The organism is Variovorax ureilyticus, assembly GCF_037889935.1.
Lineage (GTDB): Bacteria > Pseudomonadota > Gammaproteobacteria > Burkholderiales > Burkholderiaceae_C > Variovorax > Variovorax ureilyticus.
The window spans coordinates 136,504-159,159 of the sequence record NZ_JBBKZU010000002.1 but is presented as its reverse complement, the minus strand read 5'-3'; the positions used below and the strand labels follow the sequence as shown (position 1 = coordinate 159,159).

At 67.3% G+C, this 22,656-nt stretch carries 22 protein-coding genes; 11 read left to right on the top strand and 11 right to left on the bottom strand.

What is annotated here, in order from left to right:
• The first annotated feature begins 98 nt into the window (after window positions 1-98).
• The 4 genes from WKW77_RS05105 to WKW77_RS05090 are packed head-to-tail and all read left to right on the top strand — an operon-like array spanning window position 99 to window position 3,898.
• Window positions 99-1,307 (top strand): aspartate transaminase, encoded by a 1,209-nt coding sequence (locus WKW77_RS05105; RefSeq protein WP_340355759.1) that lies wholly within the window; start codon window positions 99-101, stop codon window positions 1,305-1,307.
• Window positions 1,308-1,324: 17 nt separating this feature from the next.
• Window positions 1,325-1,996, top strand: coding sequence for an RraA family protein (locus WKW77_RS05100; protein WP_340355758.1), 672 nt, complete (start codon window positions 1,325-1,327; stop codon window positions 1,994-1,996).
• A gap of 52 nt (window positions 1,997-2,048) precedes the next feature.
• Entirely contained in the window at window positions 2,049-2,843 is a 795-nt protein-coding gene (locus WKW77_RS05095) for a glucose 1-dehydrogenase (protein WP_340355757.1), read from the top strand.
• Window positions 2,844-2,863: 20 nt separating this feature from the next.
• Complete coding sequence (locus WKW77_RS05090; protein WP_340355756.1) at window positions 2,864-3,898, top strand: L-idonate 5-dehydrogenase; 1,035 nt, start codon at window positions 2,864-2,866, stop codon at window positions 3,896-3,898.
• A 23-nt stretch (window positions 3,899-3,921) separates the two neighbouring features.
• On the opposite strand, the gene WKW77_RS05085 is transcribed toward WKW77_RS05090, so the two are convergent.
• From WKW77_RS05085 to WKW77_RS05075, 3 genes are read right to left on the bottom strand one after another with little or no spacing between them, the layout of a single operon-like run.
• Entirely contained in the window at window positions 3,922-4,347 is a 426-nt protein-coding gene (locus tag WKW77_RS05085; RefSeq protein ID WP_340355755.1) for a GlcG/HbpS family heme-binding protein, read from the bottom strand.
• An 11-nt stretch (window positions 4,348-4,358) separates the two neighbouring features.
• Window positions 4,359-6,095 carry a thiamine pyrophosphate-binding protein gene (locus tag WKW77_RS05080; RefSeq protein WP_340355754.1) on the bottom strand — a complete coding sequence of 579 codons (1,737 nt, stop codon included), beginning with the start codon at window positions 6,093-6,095 and terminating at the stop codon, window positions 4,359-4,361.
• Window positions 6,096-6,097: 2 nt separating this feature from the next.
• On the bottom strand, window positions 6,098-7,084 hold the full coding sequence (locus WKW77_RS05075; RefSeq protein WP_340355753.1) for a Bug family tripartite tricarboxylate transporter substrate binding protein: 987 nt from the start codon (window positions 7,082-7,084) through the stop codon (window positions 6,098-6,100).
• Window positions 7,085-7,213: 129 nt separating this feature from the next.
• On the opposite strand from WKW77_RS05075, the gene WKW77_RS05070 reads away from it, so the two are divergent.
• Together WKW77_RS05070 and WKW77_RS05065 are read left to right on the top strand one after the other, a co-directional pair.
• Window positions 7,214-8,110: a helix-turn-helix domain-containing protein gene (locus tag WKW77_RS05070; protein WP_340355752.1), complete on the top strand. Its 897-nt coding sequence runs from the start codon at window positions 7,214-7,216 to the stop codon at window positions 8,108-8,110.
• A 96-nt stretch (window positions 8,111-8,206) separates the two neighbouring features.
• Window positions 8,207-8,539 carry a GrlR family regulatory protein gene (locus tag WKW77_RS05065; protein ID WP_340355751.1) on the top strand — a complete coding sequence of 111 codons (333 nt, stop codon included), beginning with the start codon at window positions 8,207-8,209 and terminating at the stop codon, window positions 8,537-8,539.
• A gap of 12 nt (window positions 8,540-8,551) precedes the next feature.
• Here WKW77_RS05065 and WKW77_RS05060 read toward each other — a convergent pair whose 3' ends face one another.
• Window positions 8,552-9,379, bottom strand: a complete 828-nt coding sequence (locus tag WKW77_RS05060; RefSeq protein WP_340355750.1) for an IclR family transcriptional regulator — start codon at window positions 9,377-9,379, stop codon at window positions 8,552-8,554.
• A gap of 147 nt (window positions 9,380-9,526) precedes the next feature.
• Here WKW77_RS05060 and WKW77_RS05055 point away from each other — a divergent pair, with 147 nt between their 5' ends.
• The 4 genes from WKW77_RS05055 (at window position 9,527) to WKW77_RS05040 (ending at window position 15,087) form a co-directional block, all read left to right on the top strand.
• On the top strand, window positions 9,527-10,504 hold the full coding sequence (locus WKW77_RS05055) for a tripartite tricarboxylate transporter substrate binding protein (protein WP_340355749.1): 978 nt from the start codon (window positions 9,527-9,529) through the stop codon (window positions 10,502-10,504).
• A 32-nt stretch (window positions 10,505-10,536) separates the two neighbouring features.
• On the top strand, window positions 10,537-11,319 hold the full coding sequence (locus WKW77_RS05050; protein WP_340355748.1) for an enoyl-CoA hydratase/isomerase family protein: 783 nt from the start codon (window positions 10,537-10,539) through the stop codon (window positions 11,317-11,319).
• On the top strand, window positions 11,316-13,397 hold the full coding sequence (locus WKW77_RS05045) for an acetate--CoA ligase family protein (protein WP_340355747.1): 2,082 nt from the start codon (window positions 11,316-11,318) through the stop codon (window positions 13,395-13,397). The genes WKW77_RS05050 and WKW77_RS05045 overlap by 4 nt, the downstream gene beginning before the upstream one ends.
• 112 nt (window positions 13,398-13,509) lie before the next feature.
• Entirely contained in the window at window positions 13,510-15,087 is a 1,578-nt protein-coding gene (locus WKW77_RS05040) for an alpha/beta hydrolase family protein (RefSeq protein WP_340355746.1), read from the top strand.
• 72 nt (window positions 15,088-15,159) lie between these two features.
• Here WKW77_RS05040 and WKW77_RS05035 read toward each other — a convergent pair whose 3' ends face one another.
• Genes WKW77_RS05035 through hppD form a run of 4 tightly spaced genes read right to left on the bottom strand, consistent with a single transcriptional unit; the run spans window position 15,160 to window position 18,185 of the window.
• The gene (locus tag WKW77_RS05035) at window positions 15,160-15,855 is read right to left on the bottom strand and encodes an SDR family oxidoreductase (RefSeq protein WP_340355745.1); all 696 of its coding nucleotides are present in this window, start codon (window positions 15,853-15,855) and stop codon (window positions 15,160-15,162) included.
• Complete coding sequence (gene phhA, locus WKW77_RS05030) at window positions 15,852-16,751, bottom strand: phenylalanine 4-monooxygenase (RefSeq protein ID WP_340355744.1); 900 nt, start codon at window positions 16,749-16,751, stop codon at window positions 15,852-15,854. The genes WKW77_RS05035 and phhA overlap by 4 nt, the downstream gene beginning before the upstream one ends.
• 17 nt (window positions 16,752-16,768) lie before the next feature.
• Entirely contained in the window at window positions 16,769-17,077 is a 309-nt protein-coding gene (locus WKW77_RS05025) for a 4a-hydroxytetrahydrobiopterin dehydratase (RefSeq protein WP_340355743.1), read from the bottom strand.
• Between the two features lie 25 nt (window positions 17,078-17,102).
• The gene (hppD, locus tag WKW77_RS05020; protein ID WP_340355742.1) at window positions 17,103-18,185 is read right to left on the bottom strand and encodes a 4-hydroxyphenylpyruvate dioxygenase; all 1,083 of its coding nucleotides are present in this window, start codon (window positions 18,183-18,185) and stop codon (window positions 17,103-17,105) included.
• Window positions 18,186-18,306: 121 nt separating this feature from the next.
• Here hppD and WKW77_RS05015 point away from each other — a divergent pair, with 121 nt between their 5' ends.
• A complete protein-coding gene (locus WKW77_RS05015; protein WP_340355741.1) occupies window positions 18,307-18,786 on the top strand; it encodes an Lrp/AsnC family transcriptional regulator in 480 nt (159 codons plus the stop codon).
• A 24-nt stretch (window positions 18,787-18,810) separates the two neighbouring features.
• On the opposite strand, the gene WKW77_RS05010 is transcribed toward WKW77_RS05015, so the two are convergent.
• The 3 genes from WKW77_RS05010 to WKW77_RS05000 are packed head-to-tail and all read right to left on the bottom strand — an operon-like array spanning window position 18,811 to window position 22,618.
• A complete protein-coding gene (locus tag WKW77_RS05010; RefSeq protein WP_340355740.1) occupies window positions 18,811-19,791 on the bottom strand; it encodes a Bug family tripartite tricarboxylate transporter substrate binding protein in 981 nt (326 codons plus the stop codon).
• Window positions 19,792-19,829: 38 nt separating this feature from the next.
• The gene (locus tag WKW77_RS05005; RefSeq protein ID WP_340355739.1) at window positions 19,830-21,161 is read right to left on the bottom strand and encodes an FAD-binding oxidoreductase; all 1,332 of its coding nucleotides are present in this window, start codon (window positions 21,159-21,161) and stop codon (window positions 19,830-19,832) included.
• Window positions 21,158-22,618: a sulfatase family protein gene (locus WKW77_RS05000; protein WP_340355738.1), complete on the bottom strand. Its 1,461-nt coding sequence runs from the start codon at window positions 22,616-22,618 to the stop codon at window positions 21,158-21,160. The genes WKW77_RS05005 and WKW77_RS05000 overlap by 4 nt, the downstream gene beginning before the upstream one ends.
• Window positions 22,619-22,656 lie beyond the last annotated feature (38 nt).

Here is a 22,656-nt window from a genome sequence, read left to right as displayed (position 1 = left end):
AAGCTCTGCCTATCGAACCAGAGCGATCTTGTCTTGGCCGAGTGGGAGCGATCTGCGTACCGTTACGCCCAATGCATCCCCCACCCCAAGGAAGAGCCGTGAACACCTCCCGCATCGCCGCCCGCGTCCGGCGAATCAAGCCGTCGCCGAGCACCTCCGCCGCCGATCGTGCCAACGAATTGCGCCGGCAGGGCAAGTCGATCGTGAACCTCGTGGTCGGCGAACCCGACTTCGACACGCCGCAGCACATCCGCCGCGCTGCCGCCGAGGCCATGGACAAGGGCGCGACCCGCTACACGCTGATGGCCGGCACGGTCGAGCTGCGGCAGGCGATCGTCGCCAAGCTCACGCGCGAGAACGGCCTGAAGTACGAGATGAACGAGATCATCGCGACCAGCGGCGCCAAGAGCGCGATCTACAACGCGCTCGCGGTCACGCTGGAGGCGGGCGACGAGGTGATCATCCCCGCGCCGTACTGGGTGTCGTACCCGGACATGGTGCTGGCCTGCGAAGGCGCACCGGTGACCGTCGCCTGCCCCGAAGCCAACGGCTTCAAGCTCACGCCGGCGCAGCTCGAAGCCGCGATCACCCCGCGCACGCGCTGGCTGCTGATCAACTCGCCGAGCAACCCGACCGGCGCGAGCTACACCGCCGCCGAGTACCGGGCGCTTGCCGACGTGCTGCTGAAGCACCCGGACGTGATGGTGATGACGGACGACATCTACGAGCACATCCGCTTCGATGGCCAGTCCACGCCGCACATCCTCGCGGTCGAGCCGGCGCTTCGCGACCGCACGCTGGTGGTCAACGGCGTGTCGAAGACCTACGCGATGACCGGCTGGCGCATCGGCTACGCGGCCGGGCCGAGGGACCTGATCGTCGCGATGGACACGCTGCTGTCGCAATCCACCGGCAACTGCTGCTCCATCAGCCAGGCCGCGGCGGCGGCGGCGCTCAACGGAGACCAGAGCTTCGTATCCGAGAGCGTGGCCGTCTACAAGCAGCGGCGCGACCGCACGCTGGCGCTCATCAATGCGATTCCCGGCCTGAGCTGCGCGACGCCGCCCGGCGCGTTCTATCTCTACATCAACTGCGCCGGCCTGATCGGCAAGACGACACCTTCCGGCAAGCCTTTGAGCGAAGACGGCGATGTCGTGATGTACCTGCTCGAAAGCGCGGGCGTGGCGACCGTGGCCGGCACGGCCTACGGCCTGTCGCCCTACTTCCGCCTGTCGATCGCCACCTCCATCGAAATCCTCGAAGAAGGCTGCACGCGCATCGCGCGCGCGGTCGCCGAGCTGCGCTGAACACCGAAGGAAGCACCATGCCCTACAAAGCCATCCGCAAGAACCCATCGGCCTCTCCGGTCGACCCGAAGATCCTCGCTGCGCTGCGCGAGATCCCCGTCGCGGCGCTCAGCGACAACATGCATCGCAACATCGGCACGAGCGGGCTTCATCCCTACCACCGCCCGGTCGCGCCGACCATGGCGGGCACCGCGGTGACGGCGCGCTCGCGCGGCGGCGACAACCTGACCTACCTGCGGGCACTGGAGTTCTGCCGCCCCGGCGATGTGCTGGTGGTCGACGCAGGCGGCGACCTGAACAACGCCGTGGTCGGCGGCATCCTGAGCTTCTATGCGGCGCAGATCGGCGTGCAGGGCGTGGTGATCGACGGCGCGATCCGCGACGTGGCGGAGATCCGCGAGCGCGAGTTCCCGGTGTACGCGCGCGGCATCACGCATCGCGGTCCCTACAAGGACGGCCCCGGCGAGATCAATGTGCCGGTGAGCGTGGGCGGGATGGTGGTCAATCCGGGCGACATCGTGGTCGGCGACCAGGACGGCCTGCTGGCCTTCGCGCCCGACGAGGCCGAACTGCTGATCGAGAAGGCGCTCGCGCATCTGTCGGCCGAAGCGGAAACGATCAAGGCGATGAAGGAAGGCCGCTGGGACCGGTCCTTCATCGACGCGCTCGAGGCGCGCTGCAATAACTGACTGCTTGCGTCGCGCGGAGCCTTCGCTGAAGATCCGCCCCGGCAATCATCATATGAACAACCCGGAGACACTTTTGCAGTCCACCCTCAAGCAGTTTGACCTCACCGGTCGCACCGCCCTCGTCACCGGCTCCAGCGCCGGCATCGGCTACGCCATCGCGCGCGGGCTGGCCGGCGCCGGGGCGCGCGTGATCCTCAATGCGCGCTCCACCGACAAGCTGGAGCGCGCCGCCGCGCAACTGCGCGAGGAAGGCGCGACCGTGTTCACCTCGGCCTTCGACGTGAGCGCGGGCGATGCGGTGAACGCGGCCGTGGACCGCATCGAGGCCGAGGTCGGCCCGATCGACATCCTGGTCAACAACGCCGGCATGCAGCGCCGCGCCCCGCTCGAGCAGTTCGAGGAAGCGCACTGGCACGAGTTGATGAAGACCAACCTGGACAGCGTCTTCCTCGTCGGCAAGGCCGTGGCGCGCCACATGATCGGGCGCCAGCAGGGCAAGATCATCAACATCTGCTCCGTGCAGAGCGAACTCGGCCGCCCCGGCATCGCGCCCTACACCGCGAGCAAGGGCGCGGTGAAGATGCTGACCAAGGGCATGGCGATCGACTGGGGCCCGCACGGGCTGCAGGTCAACGGCATCGGGCCGGGCTACTTCAAGACCGAATTGAACGATGCGCTGGTCAAGAACGCGGACTTCAGTGCGTGGCTCATCGGCCGCACGCCCTCGCGCCGCTGGGGCGATGTCGAGGAGTTGATGGGCGCAGCGGTGTTCCTCGCAAGCGATGCCTCGCGCTTCGTCAACGGCCACATTCTTTACGTCGACGGCGGCGTGACGGCAACGCTCTGAATCAACGCACAGGAACACCCATGGAAGCCCTTGTCATTCACGCCCCCGGCGACCTGCGCGTCGAGGAAGTCCCGACGCCCGAACTCGAAGCCGGCCAGTTGCTCGTGCGCGTGCGCTGCGGCGGCATCTGCGGCTCGGACCTGCACTACTACCAGCACGGCGGCTTCGGCACCGTGCGCATCCAGGAGCCGATGGTGCTCGGCCATGAGGTCGCCGGGATGATCGAATCCGTCGGCCCGGGCGCTGCCTTCAAGGCCGGCGAGCGCGTGGCGATCAGCCCGAGCCGACCCTGCGGCCGCTGCAAGTACTGCCAGGAGGGCCTGCAGAACCATTGCCTGGACATGCGCTACTACGGCAGCGCGATGCGCACCCCGCACGTGCAGGGCGCGTTCCGCCAGCAGATCGTGGTGGAGCAATGGCAGGCGCATCGCCTGGCCGATTCGTTGAGCGACGGCGAAGGCGCGATGGCCGAGCCGCTGTCGGTCGCGCTGCATGCGGTGCGGCGTGCCGGGCCGCTGCTGGGCAAGCGGGTGCTGGTCACCGGCTGCGGGCCGATCGGTGCGCTCGCGATCATCGCGGCGCGGCGCGCGGGCGCGTCGCACATCGTCGCGACCGATGTCGGCAACCACACGCTGGGCAAGGCGCTCAAGGTGGGCGCCGACGAGGCGATCAACGTGGCCGAGCAACCCGACGGGCTCGAACGCTTCACCGCCGACAAGGGCAGCTTCGATGTGCTGCTGGAGGCGAGCGGCAATTCGCGCGCGCTGGTCGGCGCCTTCGCGGCGCTGCGCCCGCGCGGCGTGATCGTGCAGCTCGGGCTGGCCGGCGGCGAGATCCAGTTGCCGATCAACACCATCGTCGCCAAGGAGTTCGACCTGCGCGGGGCCTTCCGCTTCCACGAGGAATTCGCGGTGGCGGTGGAGCTGCTCAACAAGGGGCTGGTGGACGTGAAGCCGCTGATCTCGGCGACGCTCTCCTATCGCGATTCCGCGCGTGCCTTCGCGCTGGCGGCGGACCGATCGCAGGCCATGAAGGTGCTGCTCAGTTTCGAGTAGGCGCCTTCGAACCGGCCGCGGCTTCAGCCGTGCGCGAGGCCCGCGGCCTGCACGCCGGCAATGCAGATGGCTTCGTCCTCGTCGCCGGTGCCACCGCTCGCGCCCACCGCGCCGATGAGCTTGCCGGCCGCATCGCGGATCACCACCGCGCCGGTCTGCGGCAGGAACTTGCCGTCGGCGGTGGCGGCGAGCGAAACGAAGAAGTTGGGGTTGTCCCTGGCGCGCTCGGCCAGTTTGCGGCTCGCGACGCCCATGCCCACGGCGCCCCAGGCCTTGGCGCGTGCGACGTCGAAGCGGAACATGCTCGCGCCGTCCTCGCTCGCGAAGGCCTTGAGATGGCCGGCGGCATCGAGCACGGCGATGCCCATGGGCTGGTAGCCCGCTTCCTTCGACTTCTTCAATGCGGCGTCGATGATGGTCTGTGCTTGTTGCAGGGTCAGTTGGGTCATGCGTAGTGTTCCTATGTTTCAGTTCGCTGGTGCGCGTCGAAGCCGTAGCGGTTCATGCTGCCGAAGGCGGGCATGGCCGGATGCGGCACGAAGCGGGTCTGGCAGTCGATCACCGCCGGCAGGCCCGAGGCCCATGCCCGCTGGATCGCCGGGCCGACTTCGGCCAGGTCGCTGACCCGCTCGCCGTGGCAGCCGAAGCCGCGCGCGATGGCCGCGTAGTCCGTCTCGTCGAGCGCCGTGCCCAGCTCGAAGCCGAGCGCATTGCGCTGTCCGGCGCGGATGATGCCCCAGGCCGCGTTGTTGTGCAGGATGCAGAGCACCGGCAGCCGGTAGCGCCGCGCGGTGTCCAGCTCGTTGAGCGTGAAGCCGAAGGAGCCGTCGCCCGTGATGAGCGCCACCTTGCGCGCAGGGTCCTGCGCCTGCAGAGCGATGGCGTAGGGCAGCCCGAATCCCAGGTGGCTCATGCCCGGCTCGTGGAAGCGCGTGCGGACCTCGTGCACCGGCGTCAGGTCGTTGCTCCAGAAGGTGGTGTGGCCACCGTCGAACACGGCCAGCGCCTCCGCAGGCAGCGCTTCGCCGATGGCGCGGGCCAGCGCGGCTGGATGCATGGGCTGGCCGGGTTCGCCTTGAGCTGACAGTTCGGCGAAGCGCGCCTCGTAGGCGGCGCGCGCTTGCCGCAGGCTCGGCAGCCAGTCGCGGTCGACGTCACCGGCAAGGTCTTCGCCGCAAAGGGCCAGCAGATCGTCGAGTGCCGCACCTGCATCGGCCTGCATCGCGACTTCATGTAGCGCGGGCTGACCCAGCGCAGAGGGATCGATGTTGATGCCGATGAGGCGCTGCGAACGGCGCACGAGCGGCCCCCGCTCGTCCCACATCCACGAAGACCATCGGCACCCGACCGCGAGGACGAGGTCCGCGCGGTCGAAAGCCTCGCGCACCGGCTCGCCCGCGATGAGGCCGCCATGGCCGATGAAATGCGGGCTGTGCGATGCGACGATGCCCAGCGCCATCTGCGTCGGCAGCACGGGTGCATTCCAGCGCTGCGCCAGCGCGCGAAGCTGCGCGGCCGCCCCGCTGGCGACCACGCCGCCACCGGCCACGATCAGCGGCCGCCGCGCCGTTCGCATGAGCGCTACGGCACGCGCGAGATCTTCGGCATCCGGGCGAATGCGGCCGAGGGCGCGGTAGCGCGACGGCGGCATCGCGAATTCCGCTTCGTCGATCGAGCAGGGCTGCCCGAGCACGTCCTGCGGAATGTCCAGGTGCACCGGGCCGGGCCGACCGCCGAGCGCTTCGCGGAAGGCGCGGCGCACCAGCTCCGGCAGGCGCCGCGCATCGTGCACCACGGCGTTCCACTTGGTGATGGGCCGGGTCACGGCCACGGTATCGAGATCCATGAACATGCCGCTGTGCGGATAGCTCGCGGCGCGATGCTGGTTGGTGGTGATGGCCACGAGCGGCAGGTTGTTGCCGAAGGCCACTCCGAGGCCCGATGCGAGGTTGAGTCCGCCCGGCCCCATCTCGCCCAGCGCCACCGCGATCTGCCCGGTGCCCGCGTAGGTCGCGGCGGCCATCATCGGCCCCGCGGCCTCGTGCCGCACGCCGAGGAAGCGAAGCTGCTCCTGCTGCGAGATCGCATGCAGCAGGGGCCCGAGCTTGCCGCCGACGATGCCGTAGATGTCGCGAACCTTCTCCGCGAGAAGAAGCCGCACGAGGACCTGCGCGCCATTCAGTTGCACGATCGCCACCCTCAGTCCTCCGCCGTGAAATTGGCCGCCTTGACGGTGGGCGCCCAGCGCTGCTGGTCGGCGCGCACGATGCGGGCGAATTCCTCCGGGCTCTGGTGCACCGGCTGCAGGCCGACCTTGGCCAGCGACTCGACGAACTCGGGCGACTGCAGGCCTTCGCGCACCAGCGCATTGAGCCGCTGCACGGTGTCGGCCGGCGTGCGCGCGGGCAGGAACCACCCGAGCCACTCCTGCACCACGAGGTCGGCGAAGCCCTGCTCCACGAACGTCGGCACATCCGGCAGGAAGGGCGAGCGCTGCGGGCTCGACACCGCAAGCCCGCGCAGCTTGCCGGCGCGGATGTACGGCATCACCTCGCCGAGCACGCTCACGCTCACCGGCACCTGGCCGCCCAGCACGTCGTTGAGCAGCGGCGCACCGCCGCGATAGGCCACCGCGGTGAGCTGCGTGCCGCTGGCCTTCTGCAGCATCATGCCGACAAAGTGCAGCGCGGAGCCCGCCGCGGGAACGCCGTAGTTGGCCTGCCCGGGGTTGGACTTGGCCCACTTCAGATAGTCGCCCACCGTCTTCATCTCGGCCGGCAGGCCCGGGCCGGCCGTGAGCACGAAGGCATAGTTGACGGTGCTCGTCACCGGCGCGAAATCGGTCAGCGGGTCGTAGTTGAGCTTGCGGTAGGTGTTGGGGTAGAGCGTCATCGGCGAGCTCGGGATCTGCAGGATGGTCAGCCCGTCCGGCGCTGCGCGCTTGACGTATTCGACCGCGATGCGGCCGCCGGCACCGGTCTTCGCATCGACCAGCACGGTGGTAGCGTAGCGCCCGCGCAGCTTCTCGGCGAGCGGACGCGCGACGTTGTCGCCCATGCCGCCCGCGGGAAAGCCCGAGATGATCGATGCATTGCCGTTGAGCTGCGCGAAGGCGCGGCTCACCGGCGCGAGCGCGGCCAGCGCGCCGCCGGTCTGGAGGAGGTGAAGGAAGTGTCTGCGGTCCATGGTGTTGTCTCCAGGGCGTGCATGCCCTTGTCGTCTTTGCCTGGATCGTCGGTGCACCGGGGGCTGCTGCGAATGGACAAATCGCGCCCCGGCGGGTAGTTTTCCGGCCTCGATTGCATTCATCCTGCCGTGAAGCCTGCCGCCGCCCACCTGCTCCTCGTTCCCTTCCGGGAAGTCCGGCACGAACAGCCCGACGATTGCCTGCACTACGAGCCCGTGGCCGTGCGCGGGCAGGAGATGGACTGGACGATTCCGGCGCACCGCCACGAGGGCCTGCACCAGATCCAGTTCCTCGAACGCGGCCACATCAGCGGCACGGTGGACGGCCGCGCGGTCGATGCGCAGGCGCCGGCCATCCTGCTGATCGCGCCGGGTTCGGTGCACGGGTTCCGCCACACGCGCGACACCATGGGCCATCAGGTGACCCTCCCCAGCGCGACCTTGCAGCAGTTGCTCTCGGGCACGCGCCTCGCCGATACGGGCCTGGCCGGTTCCTTCGTGCTGACGGGCCTCGCGGAAGAGGCGCGGGGCGACTGCGCAACGCTCTTCGAGAAGCTGGCCCATGAGTTCCAGGGCCACGGCACCGGGCGCGTGCCCGCGTTGCTGGCCCTCGCCACGCTGCTGGCGGTGCTCCTGCTGCGCCTGCATGGCGAGCACGTGCAGAAGACGCAGCTCCCGGGCGCACGGGATGCATTGGTGCAGCGCTACCTCGTCCTTGCCGAGAAGCACTTCCGCGAGCATCGCGGCCTGCCGTTCTACGCCGAGACCCTGGGCGTCACGCCCGACCACTTGAGCCGCACCTGCCGCAACGTGACGCGGCAGTCGGCCCTGCAACTGCTGCACGAGCGCCTGATGCTGGAGGCCCGAAGGCTGCTGGCCTACACGCCGATGTCGGTGCTGGAAGTCGCCGCATCCATCGGCTACCAGGACCCCGCCTACTTCAGCAAGTTCTTCACGCGTGCGATGGGCTGCTCGCCTTCGCAGTACCGGATGCAGGCGGCGCAGGGCGTCAAGGCGCCGCGCTAGGCACCCCATCGCGGGCTGCTGCCTACCACTGCGGTCAGCGGTCTCCTACGGCGCCTGCCGGTTGCAGCATCTAGCCTGCATCCGGAGTTTGCGAAGATGAAAAGCGGTATCTACGAGTCCACCCTTACCACCAGTGTCGGCAACCTCGGCAAGGGGACCATCCTGATCAACAGGAACCTCTTCGTGGGTGCGGATGCGCTGCACTTCTACCGGGGAGAGATCGATCGCAGAGATGGCGAACTGACCGTGCTCATGGAAGTCACGCGGCACAACTACGCCGCCGAATCGCCGCTCGGGCGCGAGCCGATCTTCACCCTCAACTGGTCGGGGACGTCGCTGGGCGACGAAAGCTTCAAGCTGAGCTGCGAGCCCGGGGGGTCGGGCATCCGGATCTACGCGTCCGGAACGCTTCTGAAGGCATTCGAGTAGTCGCCGCCGACATCACTCGCGGCTGGCACGCGCGAGTGCGTGTTCGATGGCACCCTTCAGGGCCAGCAGGCGGGGCGCCAGTGCGTCGACGGTCTCCGCGACCGGATCGAGCGTCGACACGCTCACGTTGAGCGCGTAGTGCGCACCGTGCACGATCAACGAAGTGGCGACCGCCACGACCTCGGGCTGCCATGAGGCGGCGCAGTAGTCCGATTCGGCCATGCTCCGCAGCGACGCGTCGATCTCCGGGCCCAGCGTTGGCCACTGCGCACGGCGCGAACGCCTGAAGTGGCCGAGCAGTGCCTTGCGCCGCGGCTCGGGCGCGCTGAAGAGATAGGCGCGCCCCAGCGAAGTCAGCTCCATCGGCACGCGCTGCCCTGACACCACCGAACGCAGCGACGGCCGGCGGTTGTAGCGGATGGATTCGAGATAGACCATCTCGTCGCGATCCGGCGCGGCGAGTCCCACGTTGATCCTGTTCGCCTCGGCGGTGGCGCGCATCAGCGGCGATGCAATCGCGAGCACCGTCGAACCCGAGCGCATCGAATGCGCGAAGCTCAGCACCCCGGGAGCGAGACGGTACGCACGCGTGGGCGGATCAGGCTGGAGCATGCCGATACCCACCAGCGTCTGCGTCAGGCGGCTGACCGTGGACTTCGGCAGGCCGGTGCGCTCGGCCAGTTCGGCATTGCCGAGCAACGCGGCACCGGGCCGGAAGGCGCGAAGGATCTCGATGCCGCGCTCCAGCGATCGATTGGCCGCCGAGATCCCCGGCTTCGGGGCGTCGAGCACGCGGCCGGCGGCTCGCCGCACGGATGAGTCACCGGCGTTCTGCTTCATGCGGGGAAGTGTAGCGGCCTCTCGCTTCAATTCCACTGTTTGGAATTCGGTGGATGCCAATCGCGACCCGCGGTCCTAAGCTTTGCCCCATGCAGCGCGGCGACCGAGCCGCCCATCAACCCAGGCCCGACGAGGCAGGAGACACGCATGACATTCCGCTTTTCATCCCTTCGGGCACGACTCGGCGCGGGGCTCGCCATCGCCGCGCTCGCCGCGAGTTCCGCGTTGGCCGCCTACCCCGACAAGCCGATCCGCATGATCGTCCCCTTCGCGCCCGGCGGCGGCACCGACAGCATCGCGCGCACCCTGGGTGCCGGCATGTCGCAGACGCTCGGCCAGCCGGTCATCGTGGACAACAGGCCCGGTGCCGGCACCATCATCGGCACGGACCTCGTGGCCAAGAGCCCGCCGGACGGCTACACGCTGGTCGTGGCGACCTTCGCGCATGCCGTCAACCCCAGCCTGATGGCCAAGCTGCCCTACGACACCGAGAAGGCCTTCACGCCGATCGCGCTTCTCGCGCGCGGTCCCAACGTCCTGGTGGTGCGTGCCGACAGCCCCTACAAGTCGGTGAAGGACGTGCTGGAGGCCGCGCGCGCCCATCCGGGCAAGCTGACCTTCGCCTCGCAGGGCAACGGCACCTCGGCCCACCTCGCGGGCGAGATGTTCAACAACCTGGGGAAGGTCCAGACCACGCACGTGCCGTACAAGGGCGCGGGCCCGGCGATGACCGACCTGCTCGGCGGGCAGGTGGACATGATGTTCGCCACCGCGGCGGCCGCCGCGCCGATGGTCGCCAGCGGCAAGCTCCGCGCGCTGGGCGTGACAACGCCGAAGCGCTCGCCCGCGATGAAGGACGTTCCCGCGATCGCCGAGAGCGTGCCCGACTATTCGATGGAAAGCTGGTACGCCCTCTTCGCGCCGGCCGGAACGCCCGCGGACGTCATCGCCAGGCTGAACGCGGCCGCCAACAAGGCCAGCGGCAATGCCGAATTCCGCAAGCGCCTCGAACCGGAGGGGCTGAGCGTGTCGACCGGCGCACCGGCCGAGCTCGATGCCTACGTACGCGGCGAAGAAGCCCGCTGGCGCAAGGTCATCAAGGAAAACAACGTGAAGCTCGACTGAGCGCTTCGAAGTCCCAACCACGGATCCACACCATGAGCACATCCCTGATCGAACTGCACATCGAGGGCGGCATCGCCACCCTCACCTTCAACCGCCCGGAAAAGCGCAACGCGATGAGCGACGACATGCGCACCGAATTCATCCATGCGCTGGAACGCGTGGCGGCCGACAAGGCCATCCGCGCCCTCGTCCTGACCGGCGCGGGAAAGGGCTTCTGCGCGGGCGGCGACATCGCCGGCATGGAAAAGCGCATGAACGCCCCCACTGGCGAGATCGCGTTCAACGGCTGGCACCGGCAGCAGCGCGTCCACTACACGCAGACGCTGCTGCACACCATGCCCAAGCCGGTCATCGCGGCGGTGAACGGCGCTGCCTCGGGGCTGGGTGCGGACACGGCGCTCGCGTGCGACTTCATCATCGCGAGCGAGTGGGCCAGCTTCACCTGGTCGTACATCCACCGCGGCATCGTTCCGGATGGCGGCGGCATGTACTTCCTGCCGCGCCGCGTGGGCCTGCCGCGCGCCAAGGAACTGATCTTCACCGGCCGCAAGGTGGAGGTGGACGAAGCGCTCGCGCTGGGCATCGTCGATCGCAAGACCGCCGCAGACCGGCTGGTCGCCGATGCGCAGGACTGGGCCCGCGAACTGAGCCGGGGGTCGGCGACGGCGCTCGCGCTGGGCAAGCGCATCCTGGACCAGAGCTTCGAGCTGCCGGCCGAACAGGTCTTTGCGCAGGGCAGCCAGGCGCAGGGGATCTGCTACACGAGCACCGAGCATCGCGAGTCGGTCATGGCATTTCTCGGAGCGCGCTCATGAACGCGATCGCCCGGCTACTCAAGCCACGCAGCGTGGCAGTCATCGGCGCCTCGGCGGATCCGGCGAAGACGGCCGGCCGCCCGGTGTCCTACCTGCTGAAGCACGACTTCGGCGGTGCGATCTATCCGGTCAATCCGAAGGTGCCGCAGATCGGCGGCCTCGCCTGCTACCCGGACGTGGCCTCGCTGCCCGAGACACCCGACGTGGGCATCGTGCTGCTGGGCGCGGAACGCGCGCACCTCGCGGTGCGCGAGCTTGCGCAACGCGGTGCGGCGGCGGCCATCGTGCTGGCCAGCGGCTACACCGAGACCGGCGAGCAGGGCGCGCGGCGGCAGCAGGAACTGATGGAGGCCGCAGGCGCGATGCGCATCCTCGGGCCCAACACCATCGGGCTGGTCAATCTCACGGACAACATCGTGCTGTCCGCGAGCGGCGCGCTCGAGATGGACGACTTTCCCAAGGGCGCGATCGGCGTGGTGTCGCAAAGCGGCGGCATCCTCGGCTCGCTGCTGTCGCGGGCTGCGGCGCGCGGCATCGGACTGTCGAAGCTCGTTTCCACCAGCAACGAAGTCGATCTCGAACTCGCGGACTTCATCGACGCGCTGGTCGACGACGAGGCGACGCGGGTCATCGCGCTCTACGTGGAAGCCGTGCGCGACCCCGGGAAGTTCCGCACCGCGGCACTGAAGGCAGCGCGCGCGGGCAAGCCCATCGTCGCGTTCAAGATCGGACGCTCGGAGGCCGGCGCGAAGGCGGCCGTCTCGCACACCGGCGCGCTCGCCGGAACCGACCGCATGTACGACGCGCTCTTCCGGCAGACCGGCGTGATCCGCGCGCAGAGCTTCAGCGACCTGCTGGACATCCCCGCCGCCCTGGCGACAGGGCGTCGCCTGCGCGGCCATCGCGTGGCGGTGCTGACCTCGACCGGCGGCGCCGGAACGCTGGTGTCGGACAGCCTCGGCATGTCGGGCTTCGAGACGCCCGCGCCGGATGCCGAGACGGCCGCCGCACTGCGGGCCCTGCAGACCGGCGACCACGCCGCACTCGACCGCAACCCGATCGATGTCACGCTGGCGGGCCTTCAGCCGGACCTGCTGCGCGGCGCGATCAAGGCGCTGCTCGCCAGTCCCGGCTACGACGCGCTGGCAATCATCGTCGGCTCATCCGGCGTTGCGATGCCCGAACTCATGGCCCATGCGATCCGGGACTGCCTTCCGCTCTCCGACAAGCCGGTCATCGCCTACGTGAGCCCGCATGCGCCGGAGGCGGCGTCGCTGCTGACCCGGGTCGGCGTGCCCGCGTTCGCCGCTGCGGAAAGCTGCACGGCCGCGCTCGACGGCATGCTGCGCGCCGCTCGCTGGAGCGAACCCCTGACGCAGGAGGCGCCCCCGAGCGTGTCCGTCGACAGCCTCCCCTCGGGCTCGCTGGATGAAGCACAGGCCAAGCAATTGTTCACGCGCTTCGGGGTGCGCTCGGCGCGCGAGATCGTCGTCCGCACGCCCGAGGAAGCACGGCGCGCCGCGCAGACGCTCGGCGGCCGCGTGGTGCTGAAGATCCTGTCGGGCGAGATCACACACAAGAGCGACGTCGGCGGCGTCGCCATCAACCTGACGCCCGAACTCATCGGGCCGCGCCTCGGCGCGATGGCGGACGAGGTCGAAACCAGGACAGGCGTGCGTCCCCAGGGCTTTCTCGTGCAGGAAATGGTCAGCGGCGGAACCGAGCTCATCCTCGGCATGCACCGCGACCCGCTCGGCACCGCGATCCTGCTGGGCATGGGCGGCATCACCGCCGAGCTCTTCAACGACACCACGATGCGGCTGCTTCCGCTGCAAGGCGGCCTCGGCCGCGAAGAGGCACTGGGCATGGCACGCGAGCTCAAGACCTGGCCGCTGCTGGATGGCTTCCGTGGCCGGCCCAAGGCCGATGTCGATGCACTGGCGGAGGCGATCGTCGCGTTCTCGCGGATGGTGGCGCAACTCGGCGATCGCCTCGTGGAAGCGGAGATCAATCCGGTCTTCGTGCTGCCGGAGGGCCAGGGCGTGAGGGCGGCGGACGGCGTGGTCGTCCTGCGCTGACCGGCCGCGCGTCTGTAGGCCGGAGGCTTCAACAAGAAGCGGCTGTCGCCGGCAAGAGCTCGCGGATCGTCGCGGGCACGCTCGCGGGGCCTGCCTTCCACCGGAGACGCCCATGACCCGCCCCGCCGCCAGATTCGTCGTGCCCGCCCTCGCCGCTTCCTGCCTGCTGGCGATGTCGGGTTGCGGCGGCGGAGGAAGCGGCAACAACAGCGCGCTGGCGCTGGCCGTCAACGGCGCCAACACGACGCCGCAGCGGGGCACCGCGCTCAACACGGTACCGGACCGCGTCGTGCGCCTGTCGGTCGAGCAGTTCAAGACGCTGCTCGAAGCCGACTCGACCGGCAAGCGCGTCGAACAGGCCGCGGGCGTGCCCAAGTGCGGCATCGACGTGCGCTACCTGCAGTACCAGACGGTGGGCGCAAAGGGCGAATCGGTTCCTGCCAGCGGCGCGATCATGCTGCCCGCCGGCACCGACCCGGCATGCAACGGTCCGCGTCCCATCGTGCTGTACGGGCACGGCACGGCGACCGATCGCAACTACGACATCTCCAACATCACCAACGTCAACCAGCCCGCCGCCGCCGAAGGCGTGATCGTGGCGGCGATGTTCGCGGCGCAGGGCTACATCGTGGTGGCGCCCAACTACGCGGGCTACGACAAGTCGTCGCTTCCCTATCACCCCTTCCTCAATGCCGACCAGCAGGGCAAGGAGATGATCGACGCGCTCCGCGCCGCGCGCTCCACGCTGGCCGCGCTCTCGGCCTCGGACGCGGGCTCGCTGCTGGTCACCGGCTATTCGGAAGGCGGCTATGCGGCGCTCGCCGCGCATCGCGAGATGCAGGCGACGGGCATGCCGGTGACGGCGTCCGCCCCGATGTCGGCGCCGACCGCCGTCAGCCTGCAGATCGACTACACCGCGAGCGGCCTGCCGGGGCTCAACAGCACGGTGTTCTTCCCGCTGATCACCACGAGCTGGCAGAAGCAGTTCGGCGGCATCTACACGAACACGCGCGAGATCTACGAAGACGCGTACGCGAACGGCATCGACACGCTGCTGCCGAGCTACCTGTCGCGAGAGGATCTGTTCGCGACAGGCAAGCTGCCGAGGTACGCCTTCTTCCCGGCCGATGCCACGCCCGGGCCCTTGAATGACAGCGTGGCGGTCAACTACGGCGCGAACAACCTGGTTCGCCAGAGCTATCTCACCGCATGGTTCAACGACGTGAAGGCCAACCCGTGCCCCGGCAACGTACTGCCGGCGACGCAGGCTTCGTTCAACACCGCGTCGCCGCTCGCCTGCGCCCCGGCGCTCGGACTGCGCAAGGCGGCGGTGGCCAACGACCTGCGCAACTGGCTGCCTGTGCGCCCCGTGCTGATGTGCGGCGGCTCCAACGACCCGACCGTCAACTTCAACAGCAGCCTCGCGACCGCGGGCTACTTCCGCGCTCGCGGGATGCCGGCGACGTCGCTCTCGGTCGTCGACCTGGAATCGACCGGAGTGAACGATGCGTATGCAGCGGCCCGCGCGGGCTTCGCGCAGGCGAAGGCGCAAAAGCTGGCCAGCTCGACGGGCACCGATGCAGAGCGGAACCAGTCGGTAGCCTTCGCCTATCACGCCGAACTGGTGCCGGCCTACTGCATGCAGTCGGTCAAGGTGTTCTTCGAAGGGGTGCTCAACGCAGGGGGCTAGCCCGGCGCAGTCCCAGCCTCCGGCCGTGGCGCTCCTCCGGGCATTGCTGACCGTGGGTCTCCGTGGCTCGAATCACACCAACCCCGTGACGGGAACGGCTGCGCCGTGTATCGCGGATGCTGCATCGGAGGTCAGGAAAGCGATGACTTCCGCGAGCGCCTGCGGCGCCACCCAGCGCGACGGGTCCGCGTCCGGCATCGCCGCGCGGTTGTCCGGCGTGTCGATGATGGACGGAAGAACGCAGTTCACATTGACCCCTTGCTCCCTCAGTTCGGCGGACAACGCTTCGGTCAATCGAATCAAGGCGCTCTTGGAGGCACAGTAAGCGCCCATGTTTGCACTTCCCCTGGCGGCGGCGGCAGCGCCGACGGTCACAAAGCGACCCCGGCGGCGCTCGCACATTCCGGGCACGACCGCCTCTGCCACGTGCAGGAAGGTTCGCGCGTTCAGATCCATGAGAAAGTCCCAAGTCGCTGGTGAGGTTTCATGGACGGCTTCGCCCATGCGGAATCCGCCAGCGATGTGGCAGCACGCGTCGATGGCCCCGAAACGGGCGTTTGCCGCCTTCACGCCCGCTGCAACCTGTTTCCGATCGAGCAGATCCATCGGCAGGAGCAAGACGGCGGGGCCTTCCGTGAACGCGCGCTTCAATGCATCCGCGTCGCGGTCAACGAGCACCAACTGCATGCCGGACTGGCGAAATTTCGCGGCGACAGCCTGCCCGAGGTGGCCTGCCGCTCCGGTGATCAGGACAGTTTGTGGGTTCATTCGGAAGCCTTCTTGCCCCTGGCGGCGTGATAGCGACCGGTCCCACGGGCAATCACGCTGTCCGAGGCCAGCACGACCCCTGGTTCCAGATCGCTTGCATTGGCGACACGGGCGTAGACCGGGCCAAAGTCGATGTGCGCCAGATCGAGCAGTTGGTCGAGGTTGTCCAGCACGAAGTAGGTCTCCTGGAAGTCATCGATCCGGTAGTGGGTCCGCATCACGCGCTCCAGCTCGAATCCCAACCGATTCGGCGACGGGTCCTCGACCGAGAACACGGTCTCCGTGGCCGACGATGCAATGCCTGCTCCGTAGATGCGAAGGCCATCCGCCTGTTTGACCAGTCCGAACTCCACCGTGTACCAGTAGACCCTGGCGAGCTTCTCGAGCACGCCCAGATGCTTGGCGCGCAACCCGCCTTTCCCGTAAGCCTGGATGTAGTCGGCGATGACGGGGTTCATCAGCATGGGAACGTGGCCGAACACGTCATGAAAAACGTCCGGCTCCTCGAGGTAGTCCAGCTCGTGCGGCTTGCGGATGAAGTGTCCAGCCGGAAAGCGGCGGTTGGCCAAGTGCTCGAAGAACACGTCGTCAGGCACGAGCCCTGGCACTGCAACCACCTGCCAGCCGGTTCGCTTCGAGAGCGCATCCGAGAGCTGCTCGAAGTTCGGAATCTGCTCGGGGCCGATCGGGAGGTCCAGCATGCCGCGCACGAATTCGTCACAGGCACGGCCCGGGAGCAGCCTGCTCTGGCGCTCGAACAGGGTTTTCCAGACGGCGTGTTCCTCGGGTGTGTAGGCATCCCATCCCTGATCGATCGTCCAGTCGGGCCGTTCGGGTTGATGGTCGGTGCCCGCGGCAAGACCGTGCTTGGCCGCTTCCTTGAGCTGTTGCAACATGAGTATTTCCCCTGAAGTCAGTGAACCTGGGAGGCGAGTGCTGCAGCAACCCGCTCCATCAGCCGCGCCATCTCGATGTCATTCATCGACAGACCGTCGACGTCGTGGGTGGTGAGCGTGACAGCAACCCGGTTGTAGACGTTGAACCATTCGGGGTGATGGTTTCGCTTCTCGGCGTAGATCGCGACCTGGGTCATGAAGCCGAAGGCCTGCGCGAAGTCGTGGAACACAAACTCGCGTGCCAAGGTGCCGCCACGATCGCTGGTGAATCTCCACTGCGGCAATCCGGCCAACAGCGGCTGGAGGTCCTGCGGCTCGATCTTCATGGCGCCTCCTTCATGCGCTGCTTGCTCACGCCTCGGCCTTGAGCACGCCGCGGTTGATCTGGTCGCGCTCCAGCGACTCGAACAGCGCCTTGAAATTGCCTTCGCCGAAGCCTTCCCGGTAGTTGCCCTTGCGCTCGATGAACTCGAAGAACACCGGCCCCAGCATCGGCTCCGAGAAGATCTGCAGCAACAGGCGCGGCTGGCCGCCTTCGGTCGTGCCGTCCAGCAGGATGCCGCGCGCCTGCAGTTCGCACACGGCCTGCCCGTGCCCCGGCAGGCGCTTCTCCAGGTTCTCGTAGTAGATGTCGTTGGGTGCCGTGAGCAGCGGGATGCCGGCCATCTGCAACTGGTCGATCGAATCGAGCAGGCTGTCGGTCAGGAGGGCGATGTGCTGGATGCCCTCGCCGTTGAACTGCATGAGGAACTCCTCGATCTGGCCGCCGCCCTGCCTGGCTTCCTCGTTGAGAGGGATGCGGATCAGCCCGTCCGGCGCCGTCATCGCCTTGGAGGTCAGCCCGGTGTACTCGCCGCTGATGTCGAAGTAGCGGATCTCGCGGAAGTTGAAGAGCTTGGCGTAGAAGTCGGCCCAGTAGGCCATGCGGCCGCGGTAGACGTTGTGCGTGAGGTGGTCCACGACCTGGAAGCCGTGGCCCTTCGGGTGGCGGTCCACGCCCGGCAGGAACTCGAAGTCGATGTCGTAGATGGACTTGCCGTCCTCGAAGCGGTCGATGAGGTACAGCGGCGCACCGCCGATGCCCTTGATGGCCGGCAGGCGCAGCTCCATCGGGCCGGTGGGGATGTCGACGGGCTGGGCACCCAGTTCCAGCGCCCGCTGGTAGGCCTTGTGCGAATCGCGCACGCGGAAGGCCAGCCCACAGGCCGAGGCACCGTGCTCGGCGGCGAAGTAGGCCGCCTGCCCCGGCTCGTTGTTCACGATGAAGTTGATGCCGCCCTGGCGATACAGCAGCACGTTCTTCGAACGGTGCTTGGCCACCAGCGTGAAGCCGAGCTTCTCGAACAGGGGCTCCAGCACGCCCGGGCTGGGCGAGGCGAATTCCACGAACTCGAAGCCGCACAGGCCCATAGGGTTGTCGAACAGGTCAGCCATGGGTGTCTCCTTGATCACAGTGGGTTGGCGTCCAAGGACTATAGGAAAAACGGCGTGCAGGAATCGTGCAAACTTGCAGGCAAATGGCGAGATTGCGCATGATTCATGCAAGAATGATGGAATGGACGATTCCATCGAACTAAACTCATTGGATCAACGCATCCTTTCTGCATTGCAGGAAAATGGGCGACTTTCCTACGAAGAGCTTGGAGGGAAGGTTGGTCTTTCCGCTTCCGCCACGCTGCGCCGGGTCAAGCGACTCGAAGAAGCGGGGGTGATCGCCGGCTACGTCGCTCTGGTGCGTGCGCGACGCGTCGGTCTGGCGTTGACGGCCTACATCAACGTGCGCATGGCCAAGCAAACCGGCGGCGACAAGCGAAATCCCATGGACGTGTTCGCCGCAGCCGTGAAGACCTGGCCGGAGGTCGTCGAATGCGTCTCCCTGACGGGTGAAATGGACTTCCTTCTGAAGGTGCTGGTGGCCGACATGGACCACTACACCCGGTTCGTGATGGATACGCTGCTCAAGCACACCAGCGTGGAAGATTGCCGCTCAAGCTTTGTGATGCGACCCTTCAAGTCCAACGTCTCATTGATATGACGTCGCAAGGTTCCGTCCCGACGCTCAGGTCGCCTTGATGCCAAATCGCTTGATGACATCGCCATAGAGTCGAGCCTCTTGTCGCATTCGTTCGGCAAAAGGTGCTGCAGGCATCGCGACCAGGTCGGTACCCAGGGCGGCGAGTCGTGGCCGCGCGTCCTCACGCCTGAGTACCGCAAATGCGGCCTTGGAAAGTGCGTCGACTGCTTCGGGCGGCGTGTGGGCAGGAACAAGGAGGCCGTACCAAGCGACGAAGTCGTCCTTCTGCATGATGCCCAACGCCTCGCCGAGGGTCGGGATGTTGGGTACGAGTGGCGAGCGCGCCGGCTGAGTGACTGCGTACCCCACCAACTTTCCGCTGCCGATATGCGGCAGGACAGGCGGTGCGCCGACCAGGGCAAAGCTCACCTCTCCACCTAAAGCGGCGATGGTCGCTGGAGCGGCGCCCTTGTACGGCACGTGCATGATGTCCAACCCCGTCTGCGTGCGCAGCAGCTCGACGGCGATGTGTTGCGGCGATCCATTGCCCGGCGTGGCTACGGAGATTCCACCAGGCCGCTTCTTCGCTGCTTCCATGGCCTCGCGCAAAGTCTTTCCGCCCAGCGACGGGCTGGCAACGAGGATGTTCGGCGACTGCGAGACAAGCACGACAGGCGCAAAGTCGCTCGTCGCGGAATAGTTGGCCTTCTGCAGTTGAGGTGTGATGGTGAGCTCGGGATTGCCGGCCAACAGCACCGTGTAGCCGTCCGGCTGTGCCTTGGCAACTGCTTCAGCGCCGAGCATGCCTCCAGCACCGCCACGGTTGTCAACAACCACTGGCTGGTGCAATTCCTCAGCCATGCCCTGCGCCAACATGCGTGCCACGGCATCGATGCCGCCGCCAGCTGCGTACGGTACAACCATGCGAATCGCTGCGCTGGGATATGCGCGAGCCGCCTGTGCAGGGAAAGCAAGCCAGCCTGCCGATGCCGCCCCAATGACGCCAAGCATTGTTCTGCGTTTCATGTCTCGTCTCCGTGGAACCTGTATTTGTCGGGTGATACCTAGTCGATGATGCGGCCTGGGTTGAGGACGCTGGTCGGGTCAAGTGCCTGCTTCAGGCGGCGCATCAGTTCGATTTCCCCTGGTGAGCGGCTGACGGACAGGTAAGCCTTCTTTAGCCGGCCGACCCCGTGCTCGGCGCTTACCGTGCCGCCGCAACCACGCAATGCGCGGTAGGCGATCTCGTCCACCACGTGTACGCCCGCCTCGTCAACCGGTCCGCTGATGAGGTGCAGGTTGTTGTCTCCCAGATGGCCGAGGAACAGGTGTTCGGCCTCAGGAAGGCGTGCGTGAAGTTCGGCGTCCACGGCCTTGAGGTACTCGCCCGTGCGCGCCCAGGGCAGCCCGATGTCGAGCGTGGCCGCTGGTTTCAGGTGCGTGAGGACCTCAGGAATTGCCTCGCGGATTCGCCAGAACGCTTCTCGGTGCGCTTCACTTGCCGCGACCGCGCAGTCATCGAGTTCGCCTGTCTCGATGGCGTGCGTCAGAGCTTCATGAAGCGCTTCTTCCATGGGCTGTCCGGCCGTGCCGGCGGCCTCGATCAGAACGTGCCAGGCCCCCTCAACCTGGACTGGCGCTTTGGCCCCGGTCAGCCGACAGGCGGTGCGCACATAGCGGCCGGACATGAACTCGAACGCACAGAGCGCGCTGCCCAGCGTGCGCTTGAGCGAACGCAGCAATCGCGGGAGTGCCTCAAACTCCGAGGCAACGACCCACGCGGCTGCCGCCTGCCCCATGGGAGGATGAAGGCGCAGAGTCAGCCGAGTGATGATGCCGAGCGTGCCTTCGGTGCCCACGAAGAGGAACCTCGGGTCGAATCCCGTGCTGTTCTTCACCAGGCGCGTGAGGGAGGACACGACACTGCCGTCCGGGAGCACGGCTTCGACGCCCAGGACCGAATCCCTCATGGTTCCGTACCGGATGACCCGGATGCCGCCGGCATTGGTGGCGGCGTTGCCTCCGATATGACAGCTTCCACGCGCGCCAAGGTCCACCGCGAACATCCAGCCGGCCGCAGTTGCTGCTTCCTGCACCTGCTGCAGCGTCGCGCCGGCTTGCACCTGCATCACGCCTTCAAGCGCGTCGACGTCTTCGATCGCGTTCATCCGCTCGAGGTTGATGACCACGTCACCCTCGGACGGTACGGCGCCACCCGCTACCCCTGTCATGCCGCCCTGCACGGTGATGGACAAGCCTTCGTCCCTGCAACGCCGCACGAGCTCGGAGACCTCTTCCGTGGTCCGGGGGCGATGCACTTCGCATGGGCGCCCGATCTTGAGGCCGCTCCAATCGCTCAGGAAGCGCTCCTCGATCTGGATGTCGGACTCGCTCACGATGGGCTCCGTTCCAGATTGGCAGACACCGGCGTCGAGGTCGACGAGCCGAGCTTGTGCGCCTTGTCGATGCCTCCGTGGCGTTCGATGAGCGCGGCCTGGTCTGCCTTGGCTTGCCTGTCGACGGCTTGTGGGTCGCATATCGCGTACAGAGCGCGGCGCATGCTCTCGAGAACGTTCGCATGCGCTGGGCTCGACGCGAGGTCCTGCAACTCTTCCGGGTCTTCCTGCAAGTCGAACAGTTCGGGCCGGAAGCCCACATAGTGGTGATACTTCCACCGTCCCTTGCGCAACATGAATCCGGCAGAGTTGCTGCCGGCCGCGTGGTACTCGCTCAGGATGGGGCGCTCAGGCTCCGGCGCCGAGGTCGCCACTTCCAGCAATGCTCGACCGGGCCTGTCGTTCATCTCGGGAACCGGGTCGATGCCCGCGCCCTGCAGGATGGTCGGGAACAGGTCCAGCAAGTCGACCGGCGTATCGCAGACCGATGGGGCGATCCCGGGTCCGGCCATCAGCATCGGCACCTTCACGCTCTCTTCGTAGAGCGTGGACTTGCCCCACACGCCACGTGCACCCAGGTTGTCGCCGTGGTCCGAGGTGTAGACCACCTGCGTGGTACTCGCCAGCCCCGACTCCTCGATGGCACCCACAATCTGCCCGACGTTGTGGTCGAGCCAGCTGCACAGGCCGTAGTAGGCGGCGAATGCGCGCAGCCGCTCCTGAGCATCGGCAAACCTTTCCTCCGAGCCCATGAAGTCTTCATACTCCTGCACCCACGGGTGCCGTTGATAGCCGCTGCTCGGGTGCAGCTTCGGCTCGGGCAGGCTGCCCAGCGGGTACAAGTTGAAGAACTCGTCGGGCACGACAAAGGGGAAGTGCGGCGCGACCAGGCCGACATAGAGCACGAACCCGCTCTCGTCCTGGCGTGCCGCGGCGTCCTTCAACCACTGCACGGCGCACTCGGTCACGGCGCGGTCGTACTGGGTGTACGAAGATTCCCCGGGGCCGATGCGTTCGCCCAGCATCCGTGGTCCGTCAACGCGCGGCTTGAAAGGGTCCCGAATGGAAGCCCAGACCATCCCGTGGCCACCCACGACGTGCATTGGCAGATGCTCTTCGTCAAAGCCTGCCGGGTCCTCCGCGCTGCGATAGTGCAACTTGCCGATGCTTTCCACGCGGACACCATGGTCCTGCAGCACATGACCCCAGCCGCGCTGCTCGCCCGTATAAGGCATGGCGTTGTCCCACAGCCGGACCTGATGCACACGAAGCCCTGTTGCAAAGGCCGCGCGGGCCGGCACACAGATGGGGCTCGGCGTGTAGGCATTCGTGAAGCGGATGCCTCGCCTGGCGAGCGCATCAAGATGCGGCGTCTTGACGAAGGGATGCCCCGAGCACCCCATGATTCGCGGGTCGTGTTCATCGGACATGATGACCACGACGTTCTTTCCTGCCATGCCTTGTCTCCGGTTGCTGGAGCCTCATAGGCTCCCTG